Source organism: Catenulispora rubra (assembly GCF_015356825.1).
GTDB lineage: Bacteria > Actinomycetota > Actinomycetes > Streptomycetales > Catenulisporaceae > Catenulispora > Catenulispora rubra.
On sequence record NZ_JAACYW010000245.1, the window covers coordinates 1 to 17,674 of the forward strand.

The following is a 17,674-nucleotide window of genomic DNA, read 5'->3' on the forward strand; positions in this document are numbered from 1 at the left end:
CTCACAGCCCTGGCGCAGCAGCAGCTGACAGCGTGAGGCCCGGCACCACTGCCAGGAGGCTGACAAACGCCGTACGCGCCCTGGTCCGGGCTTCTCCGGGCCGGGGCGCGGTGTTACGAGGAGATGGCCGCACGACCGCGGTAGCCGCCCGCATAAGGATCAAGCGCAACACCCACCCACACACCCACACCCATACGCCCGCGCACCGATACATTCGCGCACTCGCGCAGCTGCACACCCGCGCCGCACCCGCACCTCACCCCACGACGACCGTCACCTCGAACTGCGTCCAGTCCGTCGGCGGCACACACCGCCGAGCCTCGCCGCACATGTCCCGATAGGCCGTGATCTCCGCCGTCCCCCGAGCCCGCGCCGAGAACGTCCGCGGCGGCTCCGAGCACGACGTCCCCGGCGGTCGGCACACGATGTACATCGGCGAGATGCCCGGCGCCAGGATCGAGGGGTTGGTCGAGATGGGCGCGGAGGGCCAGGGGAACTGCGAGGCCATGATCTCCGTCCCCACCGCCACGTGGAACGTCATCCCGTTCTGGGCCGGCGTCACGGTCAACGTCCCGTGCACAGTGCTCGGCGCCGAACTGGGCGGTGACGGACGCGGCGACGGCGTCGGCGAGGTCGGCGCGGACGTCGGCCGCCCCCCGCCAGTGCTACTCCCAGGACTCCCCGGAGTAGGAGAGGAAGAAGCAGGACCGCTCCCACCGGGAACCCCGGTAGCCGACCCCGCCCCGGTCGCGGAGGGACCCGAGGGACTCGGGGAACCCGAAGCCGTCCCCGAACCAGTCCCCTGAGAAGAACTCGCCGAGACCGTCGCCGTCCCGGACCCCGCCGAGTGCCCGGCGTTCACCTGATTGGCCGTCGTGGAGCAGGAAACCGTTGTGAAACCAAGGAGAACGGCGCATGCCGCCACCGAGCTAACAGAAAGCCGACGGGGGTGCATCACGGACCTCCTCGTTGAGCGCGCCCTTGCGTCCACCACCTGAACCTACTCCCACGCGCCAGGGTGCCAAGGGCTTTCCCCAAGCAGAGGCCGGCGTGGGGTGCAAGTCGGTCCCAGGCGGCGGGCGGAGCTAGGCCCCTATATCACGACACCTTTGCTTTTATCCGGTTGGATGATCTTCGTGGGCTGATGATCGTTGATCTTCCGGTGATCTCGCTCACACTTGGCTGCACCCCTGTGGCGCAGCCCACACGGCGCAGGCGTAGGATCAGCGGCGAAAGAAGGCACCGACCGTTTCGTGGCGCTCACGGTCGTGCTTGTGAAACCGCCTCACCACACACTGGGTTCACGGCACGGCACTGAACGTCGCGGGAGCTTGTGAAATCAGCCACAAGTAGCGTGAGCAGGGCCCACTCGTCCAGAAATTGACACAAACCTGCCTGACAGGACGTCACCCATGAACAGTTACGCGCCGATTCTGGTGCTCGGCGGGTTGGCCGCCGGGTTCGCCGTGTTCTCGGTGGTGTCGGGGATGCTGACCGGACCGAAGCGGTACAACCGCGCCAAGCTGGAGGCCTACGAGTGCGGCATCGAGCCCACTCCGCAGCCGGTCGGCGGCGGCCGCTTCCCGGTGAAGTACTACCTGACCGCCATGCTCTTCATCATCTTCGACATCGAAATCGTGTTCCTGTACCCGTGGGCGGTGCGCTTCGACTCCCTCGGCTGGTTCGGGCTGGTCGAGATGGTGTTCTTCATCCTCACCGTCTTCGTCGCCTACGCCTACGTGTGGCGTCGCGGCGGATTGGAATGGGACTGACAGATGGGCCTGGAAGAGAAACTGCCCGCAGGATTCCTCCTCACGACGGTGGAGGGCCTGGCGGGCTATATGCGTAAATCGTCGGTGTGGCCGGCGACCTTCGGTCTGGCCTGCTGCGCCATCGAGATGATGGCCACCGGCGCCGGCCGGTACGATCTGGCGCGCTTCGGCATGGAGCGGTTCTCCGCGACGCCGCGGCAGGCGGACCTGATGATCGTGGCGGGCCGGGTGAGCCAGAAGATGGCCCCGGTCCTGCGCCAGGTCTACGACCAGATGGCGAACCCCAAGTGGGTCATCGCGATGGGCGTGTGCGCCTCCTCGGGCGGCATGTTCAACAACTACGCGATCGTGCAGGGCGTGGACCACATCGTGCCGGTCGACATCTACCTGCCGGGCTGCCCGCCGCGGCCGGAGATGCTGCTGGACGCGATCTTGAAGCTCCACGAGCAGATCCAGAGCATGCCGCTGGGTGTGAACCGCAAGAAGGCCGCGGAAGAGGCCGAGAAGGCCGCGATGAACGCCAAGCCGACGATCCTGATGGAAGGGCTCCTCCGGTGACCGAAAACGTACCCGCGGTCCCGGGGCAGGGTGCTGAAAAGCCCGGTGGCGAGCTGATCGCCACCCGCAAGGGCATGTTCGGGGTCCGCAACGGCGGCGACACCTCCGGCTACGGCGGCCTGGTCCGCCGGATCGAGCTCCCGGGCGCGAGTGAGCGCCCCTACGGCGGCTACTTTGATGTGATCGCCGACGAGCTCGAAGGCGCGCTGGAGGAGCAGGGCCTGCCGCTGGAGGCGATCAGCGCCTACGTGGTGTACCGCGGCCAGCTGACCATCCACGTCCCGCGCGAGCACCTCGTCCGCGTCGCCAAGACGCTGCGCGACGACCCCGCGCTGCGCTTCGAGATGTGCCTGGGCGTCACCGGTGTCCACTTCCCGGAGGAGTCCGGCCGCGAACTGCACAGCGTCGTCCCGCTGCTGAGCATCACGCACAACCGCCGGATCCGCCTGGAGACCACCGCTCCGGACGTCGACCCGCACATCCCCTCGCTCTACGAGGTCTACCCGACGGTCGACTGGCACGAGCGCGAGGCCTACGACATGTTCGGCGTCATCTACGACGGCCACCCCGGCCTGACCAGGATCCTGATGCCGGACGACTGGCTGGGCCACCCCCAGCGCAAGGACTACCCGCTCGGCGGCATCCCCGTCGAGTTCAAGGGCGCGCAGATCCCGGCTCCGGACCAGCGGAGGGCGTACTCATGACAGTCATCGACGGAACCGTCGAATCCGACGGCGCGAACGAATCGGCGGCGCAGGACAGCGAGGGCATCGAAGGCCGCGTCTTCACCGTCTCCGGCGGAGACTGGGACGAGATCCTGTCGGGCCTGCAGGAGGCCCCCGAAGAGCGCATCGTCGTCAACATGGGGCCCCAGCACCCCTCGACGCACGGCGTGCTCCGGCTGATCCTGGAGATCGACGGCGAGACCGTCACCGAGGCCCGCTGCGGCATCGGCTACCTGCACACCGGCATCGAGAAGAACACCGAGTACCGCAACTGGGTGCAGGGCACCACGTTCGTGACCCGCATGGACTACCTCACGCCGCTGTTCAACGAGACGGCGTACTGCCTGGCGGTCGAGCAGGCCCTGGACATCGAGGACCAGATCCCCGAGCGGGCCTCGGTCATCAGGGTCATGCTGATGGAGCTGAACCGGATCTCCAGCCACCTGGTCTGCCTGGCCACCGGCGGCATGGAGATGGGCGCGCTGACCATGATGACCGCGGGCTTCCGCGAGCGCGAGGAGACGCTGGACCTCTTCGAGTTCATCACCGGGCTGCGCATGAACCACGCGTACATCCGCCCCGGCGGTGTCGCGCAGGACCTGCCGCCCGGCGCGGTGGACAAGATCGGCAGCTACATCAAGCTGATGCGCAAGCGCTTCCCGGACTACGCGAAGCTGTGCAACGAGAACCCGATCTTCAAGGGCCGCACCGAGGGCGTGGGCCACCTGGACCTGGCCGGCTGCATGGCGCTGGGGATCACCGGCCCGACGCTGCGCGCCACCGGCCTGCCGCACGACCTGCGCAAGTCCGAGCCGTACTGCGGCTACGAGACCTACGAGTTCGACGTCCCGACCTGGGACACCTGCGACGCCTACGGCCGCTACCGGATCCGCCTGGCCGAGATGTACGAGTCGCTGCGGATCGTCGAGCAGTGCCTGGACCGCGTCCAGCGCACCCAGGGCCAGCCGGTCATGGTCGAGGACAAGAAGATCGCCTGGCCCGCGCAGCTCGCCCTGGGCAGCGACGGCATGGGCAACAGCCTGGACCACATCCGGCACATCATGGGCGACTCCATGGAGGCCCTGATCCACCACTTCAAGCTGGTCACCGAGGGCTTCCACGTCCCGGCCGGCCAGGCCTACGCGGCGGTGGAGTCGGCCAAGGGCGAACTGGGCGTGCACGTCGTCTCCGACGGCGGCACGCGGCCCTACCGGGTGCACTTCCGCGACCCGTCCTTCACGAACCTCCAGGCGACCGCGGCGATGTGCGAGGGCGGCCAGCTGGCCGACGTCATCGTCGCCATCGCCTCCCTGGACCCGGTTATGGGTGGTGTGGACCGTTGAGCAACTACGAACACCTGATGAAGCTGGACGGGGACGCCGACAAGATCGTCGCGCGCTACCCGCAGTCCGGCTCGGCCCTGCTGCCGCTGCTGCACCTGGTGCAGAGCGAGGAGGGCTACGTCTCGCCGGCGGGCATCGAGTACTGCGCCGACAAGCTGGGCCTGTCCACCGCCGAGGTCTCGGCGGTGTCGACGTTCTACACGATGTACAAGCGGCGCCCGGTCGGCGACTACCACGTCGGGGTGTGCACCAACACGCTGTGCGCGGTGATGGGCGGCGACGCCATCTTCGCCACGCTCAAGGAGCACCTGGGCGTCGGCAACGACGAGACCACCGAGGACGGCAGGGTCACGCTGGAGCACATCGAGTGCAACGCGGCGTGCGACTACGCACCGGTGATGACCGTCAACTGGGAGTTCCTGGACGACATGAACCCCGACAAGGCGGTCCGGGTCGTCGACGAGCTGCGCGCGGGCAAGGAAGTGCACTCCTCCCGCGGTCCCGCGCTGTGCACCTTCAAGCAGGCCGAGCGGATACTGGCCGGGTTCGAGGACACCCGCGAGGGCGCGGTCGCCGGCGGCGGCGCCGGCGGGCACGCGACCCTGGCCGGTCTGCTCGTCTCGCAGGGCCGGACCCCCACCGGTCCGGCGCTCACCACGGAGGCGTCCGAGTAATGGCACCCGAACTCACCCCCGTCCTGTCCCGGGGCTGGCTGGACTCCGAGCCCTGGACGCTCGCCGGTTACCAGCGGCGCGACGGCTACACCGCGGTCAAGCAGGCGCTGCGGATGCACCCCGACGAGGTGATCCAGCTCGTCAAGGACTCCGGACTGCGCGGCCGCGGCGGCGCGGGCTTCCCCACCGGCATGAAGTGGGGCTTCATCCCGCAGAACGACGGCAAGCCGCACTACCTGGTGGTGAACGCGGACGAGTCCGAGCCGGGCACGTGCAAGGACATCCCGTTCATGATGGCCAACCCGCACGAGCTGGTGGAAGGCGTGATCATCGCGTGCTACGCGATCCGCGCCAGCCACGCGTTCATCTACGTGCGCGGCGAGGTGCTGCACGTGCTGCGGCGGCTGCAGGCCGCGGTCCGCGAGGCGTACGAGGCCGGATTCCTCGGCAAGGGCGTCCTCGGCACCGACTTCGACCTCGAACTCACCGTGCACGGCGGCGCCGGCGCGTACATCTGCGGCGAGGAGACGGCGCTGCTGGACTCCTTGGAGGGCAAGCGCGGACAGCCTCGTCTGCGTCCTCCCTTCCCGGCGGTCGCAGGGCTCTACGCCAGCCCCACATGTGTCAATAACGTCGAGTCCATCGGATCGGTTCCCGCGATCGTCCGCAACGGCGTGGACTGGTTCCGGGGCATGGGCAGCGAGAAGTCCCCGGGCTTCACGCTGTACTCGCTGTCCGGCCACGTGAAGTACCCCGGCCAGTACGAGGCGCCGCTGGGCATCACGCTGCGCGAGCTGCTGGACTACGCCGGCGGCGTCCGGCCCGGCCACCGCCTGAAGTTCTGGACCCCCGGCGGCTCCTCGACCCCGATGTTCACCGAGGAGCACCTCGACGTCCCGCTGGACTACGAGGGGGTCGGCGCGGCCGGCTCCATGCTCGGCACCAAGGCGCTCCAGATCTTCGACGAGACCACGTGCGTGGTCCGCGCGGCTCTGCGCTGGACCGAGTTCTACGCGCACGAGTCCTGCGGCAAGTGCACGCCGTGCCGCGAGGGCACCTACTGGCTGGTGCAGATCCTCAAGCGCATGGAGAAGGGCGAGGGCACCGAGGAAGACCTCGGCAAGCTCCTGGACCTGTGCGACAACATCGTGGGCAAGGCCTTCTGCGCCCTCGGCGACGGTGCGGCCGCGCCGATCCAGTCCTCGCTCAAGTACTTCCGGGACGAGTACCTGGAGCACTTCGAACGCGGCGGGTGCCCCTTCGACCCGTCCCTGTCCACCGCGTGGGCCGACGGCCCGCTGTCATTCGCGAGGACCAGCGCATGACCGTGACCACTCAGAACTCCGCTGACAGCGGCAAGGGGGTGGCGGTGCCTACGCCGCAGAATTTGCCTGCCGTCGATCTCGTGACGATCACCATCGACGGCCTCGAGATCCAGGTGCCGAAGAACGAGCTGATCATCCGCTCCGCGGAGCGGATCGGCACCCAGGTGCCGCGGTTCTGCGACCACCCGCTGCTGGCCCCGGTCGGTGCCTGCCGGCAGTGCATCGTGGAGGTGGAGGGCCAGCGCAAGCCGGTGGCCGCCTGCACCACCACGGTCACCGACGGCATGGTGATCAAGACCCAGATGAGCTCGCCGGTCGCCGAGAAGGCCCAGCGCGGGGTGATGGAGCTGCTGCTCATCAACCACCCGCTGGACTGCCCGGTCTGCGACAAGGGCGGCGAGTGCCCGCTGCAGAACCAGGCGATGAGCACCGGCGCCGGGGAGTCCCGGTTCGAGGGCACCAAGCGGACCTTCCCCAAGCCGATCAACATCTCCAGCCAGGTTCTGCTGGACCGTGAGCGCTGCGTGTCCTGCGCGCGCTGCACGCGGTTCGCCGACCAGATCGCCGGCGACCCGTTCATCACCCTGATCGAGCGCGGCTCGGAGCAGCAGGTCGGCATCTCGGTGGCCGAGGACCAGGACTTCGCGTCCTACTTCTCCGGCAACACCGTGCAGATCTGCCCGGTCGGCGCGCTGACCGGCGCGGCCTACCGGTTCCGGTCGCGGCCCTTCGACCTGGTCTCCTCGCCGACCGCCTGTGAGCACTGCGCGGCGGGCTGCTCGCTGCGCACCGACCACCGGCGCGGCAAGGTCACCCGGCGCATGGCGGCCGACGATCCGCAGGTGAACGAGGAGTGGAACTGCGACAAGGGACGCTGGGCGTTCCAGTACTCGCAGGCCCCCGCCGCCAAGCGCATCACCTCCCCGCTGATCCGGGACCGCGAGTCGGGCGAGCTGCGCCCGGCCTCCTGGCCCGAGGCGCTGGCCTTCGCCGCCGAGGGGCTGAACGCCGCTCGCGGCCGGGCCGCCGCCCTGGTCGGCGGCCGGCTGACGCTGGAGGACGCCTACGCCTACGCGAAGTTCACCCGGATCGCGTTGGAGACCAACGACATCGACTTCCGGGCGCGGCCGCACTCCGAGGAGGAGGCCGAGTTCCTGGCGTCCCACGTCGCGGGCTCGGGCCTGGCGACCACCTACGCCGACCTCGACCTCGCCCCGGCCGTGCTGCTCGTCGGCTTCGAGCCGGAGGAGGAGTCGCCGATCGTCTTCCTGCGGCTGCGCAAGAACGTGCTCGCCCGGAAGCTGGCGGTCTCGGCCATAGCGCCCTACGCCACCCGCGGGCTGAGCAAGCTCAAGGGCGCGCTGCTGAAGGCGGCGCCGCTCACGGAGCCGGCGTTCCTGGCGGCGCTGGCCGACGGCGGCCCGGAGTCCGGGCTGGACGCCGCGGGCCTGAAGACCGCCGAGGACCTGCGCAAGCCCGGGGCGGTGATCCTGGTCGGCGAGCGGCTCGCGGCCGTGCCGGGGGCGCTCACCGCCGCGGTGAAGCTGGCCGGGGTGACCGGCGCGAAGCTGGCGTGGATCCCGCGCCGGGCCGGCGAGCGCGGCGCCCTGGAGGCCGGGGCGCTGCCGAACCTGCTGCCCGGCGGCCGCCCGGCCACCGACCCCGAGGCCCGCACCGAGGTCGCCGCCCGCTGGGGCGTCGGCAACCTGCCGGGCGCCTTCGGGCGCGGGACCGCCGAGATCGTGGACACCGCGGTGCACGGCGGGATCGCAGGACTCGTGGTCGCCAGCGTCGACCCCTACGACACGGCCGACCCGCAGGCGTTCCTGGACGCCCTGGAGCGGGTGCCGCTCGTGGTCTCGCTGGAGTTCCGGCACAGCGCGGTCACCGAGCGGGCGCACGTGGTGTTCCCGGTGGCGCCGGTGGCCGAGAAGTCGGGCACCTTCGTGGACTGGGAGGGCCGCGCGCGGTCCTTCGACACCGCGCTGGACGCCGACGCGGTCCAGGCCGCCGGCCTCGGCGAGATGCCGGACCTGCGGGTGCTGGACCGGATCGCGGACGCCATGGACGTGCACCTGGGCCTGCCCACGGTCGGCGCGGCCCGGCACGAGCTGGCGCAGCTGGGCCTGTGGCACCGGGAGAAGACCCCGGCCCTGGCGAGCACCGCCGCCGAGCTGCCCAAGCCGGCGGTCGGCGAGGCCGTACTGGCCACCTGGCACCTGCTGCTGGACGAGGGGTCGCTGCAGGCGCACGAGCCGTTCCTGGCCGGCACCCGCAAGCCCACGGCGGTCCACCTGAGCAAGGAGACCGCCTCGGAGATCGAGGCCGCCGAGGGCGACCTGGTCACCGTCTCCAACGAACACGGCTCGATCACCCTGCCGCTGCGGATCGAGGACCTGGCCGGCCGCGTGGTGTGGCTGCCCACGAACTCCAAGGGCTCGAAGGTCCGCCGCGCGCTGCGCGCGGACACCGGCTCCCTGGTCAAGATCGCACGCGCCGCGACCGAAGTGGAGGCCACCGCGTGAGCGCCCTGTCCGTGCTCGGGTCCCTGACCGGTGGCCCCCTGGCAGCCGACACCACCACCCCGGCCAACTACGAGGACCTGTCGTTCTTCGGCCGGGACCCGTGGTGGCTGATCCTGGTCAAGGTGGTCGCGGTCTTCGCGTTCCTGGTCGTCACGGTCCTGATGGCGATCCTGTTCGAGCGCAAGATCGTCGGCTACATGCAGCAGCGCATCGGCCCCAACCGCACCGGCCCCTGGGGCATGCTCCAGTCGCTGGCCGACGGTGTGAAGCTGATGCTCAAGGAAGACATCATCCCCACCGCGGCGGACAAGATCGTCTTCATCCTGGCCCCGCTGATCGCCACGATCCCGGCGTTCCTGGCCATCGCCGTGGTGCCCTTCGGCCCGGCGGACAACCAGGTGTCGATCTTCCACCACCGCACCCCGCTACAGCTGACCGACCTGCCGGTCGCCATCCTGTACGTGCTGGCCGCGACCTCGATCGGGATCTACGGCATCGTGCTGGCCGGCTGGGCCTCCGGCTCGACCTACCCGCTGCTCGGCGCCCTGCGCTCCACCGCGCAGATGATCTCCTACGAGATCGCGATGTCGCTGTCCTTCGTGGCGGTCTTCATCTACGCCGGCACGATGAGCACCTCGGGCATCGTGAACAGCCAGCACAGCTGGTGGAACTGCCTGCCGCTGCTGCCCTCCTTCGTCATCTACGTGGTGTCGATGGTCGGCGAGACCAACCGCGCGCCCTTCGACCTCCCCGAGGCCGAGGGCGAACTGGTCGGCGGGTTCCACACCGAGTACTCCTCGATCAAGTTCGCGCTGTTCTTCCTGGCCGAGTACATCAACATGGTCACCGTCTCCTCGCTGGCCGTGCTGATGTTCCTGGGCGGCTGGCACGCCCCGTTCGGGCTGGTCTCGGTCTGGCACGGTGCGAACAGCGGCTGGTGGCCGGTGCTGTGGTACGTCATCAAGCTCGTGGTCTTCATGCTCTTCTTCTTCTGGCTGCGGGCCACGCTGCCCCGCCTGCGCTACGACCAGTTCATGAAGCTGGGCTGGAAGGTGCTGATCCCGGCCTCGCTGGTCTGGCTGCTGGCGGTGGCCGTGGTGCGGACCCTGAAGAACCAGGGCGACCTGGACCGCTCGCACCTGATCTACATCCTCGGACCGGTGGCCGCGGTGGTCGTGGTCGCCTGGATCGTCAGCGAGCTCCGCTACCGGCAGACCAGCGCTCTGGAGAAGGCGGAGGAGGACGCGGAGGCGGCCAAGCCGTTCGACCCGATGGGCGGCGGGTTCCCGGTGCCGCCGATGCCCGGCCAGCAGATGCCGGCGTTCACGCCGCGCCGGCCCCGGGCGGCCTTGGTCGGCGCCTTGATGGACCCAGCGGAGGCCCAAGAACTCGAAGCGGGAGACCCCGATGTCTGACCAGCAGAACCCTTACTCCGGTAAGGAGAAGCCGAAGAACCCGCTCGCCGGGGTCGCGGGGTTCGGCGTCACCTTCTCGACGATGTTCAAGAAGCGGACGACCGAGCAGTACCCCGAGGAGCCCAAGCAGACCGCGCTGCGGTTCCACGGCCGGCACCAGCTCAACCGGCACCCCGACGGGCTGGAGAAGTGCATCGGGTGCGAGCTGTGCGCGTGGGCCTGTCCGGCGGACGCCATCTACGTGGAGGGCGCGGACAACACCGACGAGGAGCGCTACTCCCCGGGTGAGCGCTACGGCCGCGTCTACCAGATCAACTACCTGCGCTGCATCCTGTGCGGGCTGTGCATCGAGGCGTGCCCGACCCGGGCGCTGACCATGACCAACGAGTTCGAGCTCGCGGACAGCTCGCGGGCCAGCCTCATCTACACCAAGGACGAGCTGCTGGCCGGGCTGACCGAGGGCATGGTCGAATCGCCGCACTCGATCTTCCCGGGCATGACCGCCCAGGACTACTACGAGGGCAAGGTCACCGCGGCCGCGCCGGGCACCGTCCCGCAGCAGCGCGGCTCGGCCAAGCCCGACCCGGACGGGGAGGACGCGTGATGAGCCTTCCGCTCGCTCTTTCCGAGCAGGGCGTCACCCTGGCGGCCGGACTGAGCAAGACCTCCGACGGCGAGGCCTTCCAGTTCTACGTGCTCGGCGCGGTGGCGCTGCTCGGGGCGCTGGGGACGGTCTTCTCCAAGAAGGCCGTGCACTCGGCGCTCTCGCTGGCCATGACCATGATCTGCCTGGCGATGTTCTACCTGGCGCAGGGGGCTTACTTCCTCGGCGTCGTGCAGATCGTCGTCTACACCGGCGCGATCATGATGCTGTTCCTGTTCGTGCTCATGCTGGTCGGCGTCTCCAGCGCCGACTCCCTGGTGGAGACCATCAAGGGCCAGCGCAAGCTGGCGGTGCTGGCCGGGGTCGCGTTCGCGGTGCTGGTCATGGTGGCCCTGGGCCACGCGCGGCTGGGGACGTTCGTCGGGTCCGGGCCGGCCAACGCCGGCGGCGGCAACGTCAAGAACCTCGCGGACCTGATCTTCAGCAAGTACTTCTGGGCCTTCGAAGTCACCTCGGCGCTGCTGATCACCGCCGCGGTCGGCGCCATGGTGATGACGCACCGGGAGCGCCTGGTGGCCCGCAAGTCGCAGAAGGAGCTGGTCGAGGAGCGCGTGCGCACCGGCAAGCGGATGACGCCGCTGCCGACGCCGGGCGTCTACGCGCGGCACAACGCGGTCGACATCCCCGCGCTGCTGCCCGACGGCTCGGTCGCCGAGGACTCGGTGAACGCCACGCTGCAGGCCCGCACCCCGGTGCGCGACGCGGTCGGCCTGACCGCGGTCACCCGGGAGAACATGGCCGTGCCGCACCAGGGCGACGCTCCGGAACTCGAAAACGCCTCGTCGAACGGAGCAGCCGAATGAACCCGGCCAACTACCTGTTCCTGTCGGCGCTCCTGTTCACGATCGGCGCCTTCGGGGTGCTGATCCGCCGGAACGCCATCGTGGTCTTCATGTGCGTGGAGCTGATGCTCAACGCGGTGAACCTGTCGCTGGTGACCTTCTCCCGCATGCACGGCGACCTCACCGGCCAGGTCATCGCCTTCTTCACGATGGTGGTGGCGGCCGCGGAGGTCGTGGTCGGGCTGGCCATCATCGTGTCTGTGTTCCGCACCCGCCGCTCGGCCTCGGTCGACGACGCAAACCTGCTGAAGTACTGAGAGGGCGGAAAGTGTCAATTCGCGGCGCGAAACGACCTATGAGCGGCGCCTGGCGTCGCCGGGCGGCCCTTACAGCCAACCAGGATGCGCAGGCCGCCCGTCTAGCCATGCTTGCTCCTAGGCCGTTTCGCTGGTTTTCGAGGTCAGCCAGCGGTTCCGTATACCGCAAATCGCCACTTCCCACCCTCTGAGAGGCGGGCCGAGTAAGCAATGGAAAGTCTCATCTGGCTTGTCCCCGGACTGCCGCTCTTCGGCGCGGCGATCCTGCTCCTGGGGGGCAAGCGCACCAACGCCTGGGGGCACCTGCTCGGGTGCCTGACGGCGCTGGGCAGCTTCGCCCTCGCGGCGGGGCTGTTCTTCACGATGCTCGGCAAGCACGGCGCCGCGCGCACCATGCACCAGCACCTGTACTCCTGGGTCCCGGTGCCCGGGACGGGGCAGAACCCGTTCCAGGCCGACGTGGCCTTCCAGCTCGACCAGCTCTCGGTGGTCTTCATCCTGCTGATCACCGGGGTCGGATCGCTGATCCACATCTACTCGGTCGGCTACATGAGCCACGACCCCGAGCGCCGGAAGTTCTTCAGCTACCTGAACCTCTTCCTGGCCGCGATGCTGGTCCTGGTGCTGGCCGACAACTACCTGCTGCTCTACGTCGGCTGGGAGGGCGTCGGTCTGGCCTCCTACCTGCTGATCGGCTTCTGGCAGGCCAAGCCGAGCGCGGCGGCCGCGGCGAAGAAGGCGTTCGTCGTGAACCGCGTCGGCGACGTCGGGCTGTCGATCGCGATCATGCTGATGTTCGTCACCTTCGGCTCGTTCAGCTTCGGGACGGTCTTCGGCACCGCCGGCGGCGCCTCGAAGGGCACGCTGACCGCGATCGGCATCATGCTCCTGCTGGCCGCCTGCGGTAAGTCGGCGCAGTTCCCGCTCCAGTCCTGGCTCGGCGACGCGATGGAGGGCCCGACCCCGGTCAGCGCCCTGATCCACGCCGCGACCATGGTGACCGCCGGCGTCTACCTGATCGTCCGCTCGCACGCGATCTTCGACCTGTCGCCGACCGCGCGCCTGCTGGTGACCATCGTCGGCGCGATCACGCTGCTGTTCGGTGCGATCGTCGGTTGCGCCAAGGACGACATCAAGAAGAGCCTGGCCGGCTCGACGATGTCGCAGATCGGCTACATGATCCTGGCCGCCGGCCTGGGCCCGATCGGCTACGCCTTCGCGATCATGCACCTGGTCACCCACGGCTTCTTCAAGGCCGGGCTGTTCCTCGGCGCCGGATCGGTCATGCACGGCATGAACGACGAGGTGAACATGCGCCACTACGGCGGCCTTCGGAAGTACATGCCGATCACCTTCGGCACGTTCTTCCTGGGCTACCTGGCGATCATCGGCTGCCCGCCGTTCTCAGGGTTCTACTCCAAGGACAAGATCATCGAGGCCGCCTTCAGCAAGGGCGGCACCTCGGGCTGGATCCTCGGCGGCGCGGCCCTGCTGGGCGCGCTGATCACCGCGTTCTACATGACCCGCATGGTGATCATGACCTTCTTCGGCGAGAAGCGCTGGGTGGAGGACGCCGAAGGCCACGAGCCGCACCCGCACGAGTCGCCGCTGAGCATGGGCCTGCCGATGCTGCTGCTGGCCGTCGGTTCGGTGGCCGCGGGCTTCCTGTTCTCCATGAACTCGGCGTTCGTGAACTGGCTGGAGCCGGTGACCGGGCCGCGCGAGGAGGGCAAGCTGCCCGGCGGCCTGAACTCCACGACGCTGTCCATCATCACGCTGGCCGCGGTGGCCGTGGGCGTGGCGTTCGCGATCGTGAAGTACGGCACCCGCAAGGTCCCGGCCGTCGCCCCGCGCGGCAGCTTCATCACCGTGGCGGCCCGCAAGGACCTGTACGGCGATGCCTTCAACGAGGCGGCGCTGATGCGGCCCGGCCAGTACCTGACCCGCACCCTGGTCTACACCGACAACCGCGGCGTGGACGGGGCCATCAACGGCCTGGCCGCGCTGGTCGGCGGGACCTCGGGCCGGCTGCGGCGGCTCCAGACCGGATTCGTCCGCTCCTATGCCCTGTCCATGTTCGGAGGCGCGGCCGCCCTGGTGGCCGCGATCCTCTTCGCGAAGCTCTAAAGGGAGAGATGGAGATGAGCAGCTTTCCCTGGTTGACCACGATGGGTGTGGTCCCGCTGGTCGGGTCCGCGCTGGTGGCCACGTTGCCGAAGGAGAGGAGCGAGGCCGCCAAGAAGATCGCGCTGACCTTCAGCGTGGCCACCTTCGGCATCGCCGCCGCGATGGCCTCGCAGTTCAAGAAGGGCGGCGCCCGGTTCCAGTTCACCGAGAGCCACTCCTGGATCAAGTCCTTCCACATCAACTACGGCCTCGGGGTGGACGGCATCGCCCTGGTGCTGATCCTGATGACCACGGTGCTGATGCCGGTGGTGCTGCTGGCGGCCTGGAACGACGCCGACGAGGCACAGGTCGACGGCCGCCGCTCGGTGCGCGCCTACTTCTCGCTGTACCTGCTGCTGGAGACCATGATGATCGGGGTCTTCGCGGCCACCGATCTGTTCCTGTTCTACGTGTTCTTCGAAGCCATGCTGATCCCGATGTACTTCCTCATCGGAGGGTTCGGCGGGCCGCAGCGGTCCTATGCCGCGGTGAAGTTCCTGCTCTACTCGCTGTTCGGCGGTCTGTTCATGCTGGCCGCGCTGATCGGCCTGTACGTGGCCTCGGGCAAGCACCTGGGCACCGGGACCTTCGACTTCCAGACGCTGGCCAACGCCGTGAGCTCCGGCCAGCTGGGCATCAGCTCGGGCCTGGCCAAGGCGCTGTTCCTCGGGTTCTTCGTGGCCTTCGCCGTGAAGGCGCCGCTGTTCCCGTTCCACACCTGGCTGCCCGACGCCGCCGCCGAGGCCACCCCGGGCTCGGCGGTGCTGCTGGTCGGCGTGCTGGACAAGGTCGGCACCTTCGGGATGCTCCGGTACTGCCTGGAGCTGTTTCCCGGCGCCTCGAAGTTCTTCACGCCGCTGGTGATCGGGATGGCGATCGTCGGCACCGTGTACGGCGCGCTGCTGGCCATCGGCCAGACCGACATCAAGCGCCTGATCGCCTACACCTCGATCTCGCACTTCGGGCTGATCACCCTCGGGGTGTTCGCGATGACCTCGCGGGGCCAGAGCGGCGCCTCGCTCTACATGGTGAACCACGGCCTGTCGACCGGAGCGCTGTTCATCGTCGCCGGCTTCCTCATCTCCCGGCGCGGTTCGCAGCTGATCGACGACTACGGAGGCGTGAACAAGGTCGCGCCGAAGCTGGCCGGCGTGTTCCTGATCGCCGGGCTGTCCTCGCTGGCGCTGCCGGGCCTGTCCTCCTTCGTCTCGGAGTTCCTGGTCCTGGTCGGCACCTTCGAGCGCTACAAGGCGGTGGCGATCGTGGCCACCACGGCGATCATCCTGGCCGCGCTGTACGTGCTCTGGCTCTACCAGCGGACCATGACCGGCCCGCTGAAGGCCGGGCTGGAGGGCATGAAGGACCTGCGGGCACGTGAGGTGGTCGCCGTGGCGCCGCTGATCGCGCTGATCATCGGCCTGGGCTTCTACCCCAAGCCGGTGCTGGACGTCGTGAACCCCTCCGTCAACACCACTCTGCAGCACGTTCACAAGCAGGACCCGGCTCCGGCTCTGAACGCGACGCAGACTTCGGAGAAGGTGGACCAGAAGTGAGCGTTCTGACGAGTCTGCTCGCCGCCGCGCCGGGCGGCGCGGCGGCCCCGGGCGCCGGCTCCGCCACGGTGAGCACCTTCACGGCGCCGCAGGTGGAGTACCGGGCGCTGATGCCGATGCTGGTGGTGTTCGGCGCCGCCACGGTCGGCATCCTCATCGAGGCCTTCCTGCCGCGCTCGCGGCGCTACTGGGCCCAGGTCGCGGTGTCGCTGGCCGGGGTCCTGGTGGCCCTGGGCTTCGTGATCGCCAACCACGGCATGGCCGAGACCACCGCCGCCGACGCGGTGTCGGTGGACGGCGTCACGCTGTTCCTGCAGGGCACCATCCTGGCGCTGGCGCTGCTGGCACTGCTGCTGGTGGCCGAGCGCGGCACCTCGGTGGTCGACCTCGACGCGTTCACCGCGCAGGGCGCGACCACGCCGGGCTCCGGCGGCGAGCGCGCGGCGGACACCGCCGGGCTGCGGACCACCGAGGTCTTCCCGCTGATGCTGTTCTCGATCGGCGGCATGCTGCTGTTCCCGGCCGCGAACGACCTGCTGACCTCCTTCGTGGCGCTGGAGGTGCTGTCGCTGCCGCTGTACCTGCTGTGCGGGCTGGCGCGCCGGCGCCGCCTGCTGTCGCAGGAGGCCGCGATGAAGTACTTCCTGCTCGGGGCGTTCTCCTCGGCGTTCTTCCTGTACGGCATCGCGATGCTCTACGGCTACTCCGGCTCGGTGCGGCTGTCGGACATCGCGGCCTCGATCACCGCGGCCCCGCACTCGGACGTGCTGGTCCTGGTCGGGATCGCGCTGCTGGCGGTCGGGCTGCTGTTCAAGATCGGCGCCGTGCCGTTCCACTCCTGGACCCCGGACGTGTACCAGGGCGCGCCGACCCCGATCACCGCGTTCATGGCCGCGGCCACCAAGGTCGCCGCGTTCGGCGCCCTGCTGCGCATCGTCTACGTGGCGCTGCCGGGCCTGCGCTGGGACTGGCGGCCGGTGCTGTGGGGCGTGGCGATCCTGACCATGCTGGCCGGCGCGATCCTGGCGATCACCCAGCGGGACATCAAGCGGATGCTCGCGTACTCGGCGATCCTCAACGCCGGGTACATCCTGCTCGGCATCGTCTCCACGACCACCAAGGGCGTGAGCGCGACGCTGTTCTACCTGGCGGCGTACGGCTTCGCCACGATCGGCGCGTTCGCCGTGGTGACGCTGGTGCGCGAGTCGGTGCGCGGCGGGTCCGAGGCCGACGGCGACGACGACTCGATCACGATCGGCGGCGAGGCCACCGACCTGTCGGCCTGGGCCGGCCTCGGGCGGCGCTCGCCGCTGCTGGCGGCCTGCTTCACGGTGTTCCTGCTGGCCTTCGCCGGCATCCCGCTGACCTCCGGCTTCACCGGGAAGTTCGCGCTGTTCACGGCGGCGATCGACGGCGGCGCCTGGCCGCTGGTGATCGTCGGTGTGATCGCCTCGGCCGCGGCGGCGTTCTTCTACGTCCGTGTCATCGTGCTGATGTACTTCAGCGAGCCGCTGCGCGAGGAGGGGGCGGGGCCGGTCGTGGTCGTGCCCTCGCCGATGACCACGATCGCGCTGACCGTCTCGGTGGCGCTGACGATCGCGCTCGGCGTGGTCCCGCAGATGGCTCTGGACCTTGCGGACAAAGCGGCGTATTTCGTGCAGTAACGCCCCGCACGCACTGCGATGCCCCGGATCACTTCGGTGATCCGGGGCATCTTTTGCGGTATTCGCTAAGTATGAGAGGGCCGCGAGTGCGTTGACCGGCCGGGGCGCCTCTCCCTCGAAAGTGCTGCCAGATAACCTAGGACGAACATGTGAAGCACCTGTGACGAACGAGCGCGATCCCGACCCACCGC

General features: G+C 69.1%; 16 protein-coding genes. 14 read left to right on the top strand and 2 right to left on the bottom strand.

Annotated elements, in window-relative coordinates; genetic code table 11:
• Positions 1 to 256: 256 nt before the first annotated feature.
• Entirely contained in the window at positions 257 to 562 is a 306-nt protein-coding gene (locus GWK61_RS41320) for a hypothetical protein (RefSeq protein WP_194917187.1), read from the bottom strand.
• 103 nt (positions 563 to 665) lie between these two features.
• Entirely contained in the window at positions 666 to 917 is a 252-nt protein-coding gene (locus tag GWK61_RS41325; protein ID WP_194917188.1) for a hypothetical protein, read from the bottom strand.
• A 495-nt stretch (positions 918 to 1,412) separates the two neighbouring features.
• Between GWK61_RS41325 and GWK61_RS41330 the strand changes: the two genes are divergently transcribed.
• The 14 genes from GWK61_RS41330 (at position 1,413) to nuoN (ending at position 17,483) form a co-directional block, all read left to right on the top strand.
• On the top strand, positions 1,413 to 1,772 hold the full coding sequence (locus tag GWK61_RS41330) for an NADH-quinone oxidoreductase subunit A (protein WP_015796240.1): 360 nt from the start codon (positions 1,413 to 1,415) through the stop codon (positions 1,770 to 1,772).
• A gap of 3 nt (positions 1,773 to 1,775) precedes the next feature.
• A complete protein-coding gene (locus GWK61_RS41335) occupies positions 1,776 to 2,330 on the top strand; it encodes a NuoB/complex I 20 kDa subunit family protein (protein ID WP_015796239.1) in 555 nt (184 codons plus the stop codon).
• The gene (locus GWK61_RS41340) at positions 2,327 to 3,034 is read left to right on the top strand and encodes an NADH-quinone oxidoreductase subunit C (protein WP_194917189.1); all 708 of its coding nucleotides are present in this window, start codon (positions 2,327 to 2,329) and stop codon (positions 3,032 to 3,034) included. Before GWK61_RS41335 ends, GWK61_RS41340 begins: the two co-directional genes overlap by 4 nt.
• Positions 3,031 to 4,398, top strand: a complete 1,368-nt coding sequence (locus GWK61_RS41345; RefSeq protein ID WP_194917190.1) for an NADH-quinone oxidoreductase subunit D — start codon at positions 3,031 to 3,033, stop codon at positions 4,396 to 4,398. Before GWK61_RS41340 ends, GWK61_RS41345 begins: the two co-directional genes overlap by 4 nt.
• A 17-nt stretch (positions 4,399 to 4,415) precedes the next feature.
• Complete coding sequence (gene nuoE / locus GWK61_RS41350; protein WP_194917197.1) at positions 4,416 to 5,072, top strand: NADH-quinone oxidoreductase subunit NuoE; 657 nt, start codon at positions 4,416 to 4,418, stop codon at positions 5,070 to 5,072.
• Positions 5,072 to 6,397, top strand: a complete 1,326-nt coding sequence (gene nuoF, locus GWK61_RS41355) for an NADH-quinone oxidoreductase subunit NuoF (RefSeq protein WP_194917191.1) — start codon at positions 5,072 to 5,074, stop codon at positions 6,395 to 6,397. The genes nuoE and nuoF overlap by 1 nt, the downstream gene beginning before the upstream one ends.
• Positions 6,394 to 8,922, top strand: a complete 2,529-nt coding sequence (locus GWK61_RS41360; protein ID WP_228563791.1) for an NADH-quinone oxidoreductase subunit G — start codon at positions 6,394 to 6,396, stop codon at positions 8,920 to 8,922. Before nuoF ends, GWK61_RS41360 begins: the two co-directional genes overlap by 4 nt.
• Positions 8,923 to 8,945: 23 nt before the next feature.
• The gene (nuoH, locus tag GWK61_RS41365) at positions 8,946 to 10,337 is read left to right on the top strand and encodes an NADH-quinone oxidoreductase subunit NuoH (protein WP_438939811.1); all 1,392 of its coding nucleotides are present in this window, start codon (positions 8,946 to 8,948) and stop codon (positions 10,335 to 10,337) included.
• Positions 10,330 to 10,941 carry an NADH-quinone oxidoreductase subunit NuoI gene (gene nuoI, locus GWK61_RS41370; protein ID WP_194917192.1) on the top strand — a complete coding sequence of 204 codons (612 nt, stop codon included), beginning with the start codon at positions 10,330 to 10,332 and terminating at the stop codon, positions 10,939 to 10,941. Before nuoH ends, nuoI begins: the two co-directional genes overlap by 8 nt.
• Entirely contained in the window at positions 10,941 to 11,804 is an 864-nt protein-coding gene (locus GWK61_RS41375) for an NADH-quinone oxidoreductase subunit J (protein WP_194917193.1), read from the top strand. The genes nuoI and GWK61_RS41375 overlap by 1 nt, the downstream gene beginning before the upstream one ends.
• A complete protein-coding gene (gene nuoK, locus GWK61_RS41380) occupies positions 11,801 to 12,100 on the top strand; it encodes an NADH-quinone oxidoreductase subunit NuoK (protein ID WP_194917194.1) in 300 nt (99 codons plus the stop codon). Before GWK61_RS41375 ends, nuoK begins: the two co-directional genes overlap by 4 nt.
• Before the next feature lie 210 nt (positions 12,101 to 12,310).
• Positions 12,311 to 14,227 carry an NADH-quinone oxidoreductase subunit L gene (gene nuoL, locus GWK61_RS41385; RefSeq protein WP_194917195.1) on the top strand — a complete coding sequence of 639 codons (1,917 nt, stop codon included), beginning with the start codon at positions 12,311 to 12,313 and terminating at the stop codon, positions 14,225 to 14,227.
• 14 nt (positions 14,228 to 14,241) lie between these two features.
• Entirely contained in the window at positions 14,242 to 15,819 is a 1,578-nt protein-coding gene (locus tag GWK61_RS41390; protein ID WP_194917196.1) for an NADH-quinone oxidoreductase subunit M, read from the top strand.
• 5 nt (positions 15,820 to 15,824) lie between these two features.
• Positions 15,825 to 17,483: an NADH-quinone oxidoreductase subunit NuoN gene (nuoN, locus tag GWK61_RS41395; RefSeq protein ID WP_228563794.1), complete on the top strand. Its 1,659-nt coding sequence runs from the start codon at positions 15,825 to 15,827 to the stop codon at positions 17,481 to 17,483.
• The last annotated feature ends 191 nt before the right edge of the window (positions 17,484 to 17,674 follow it).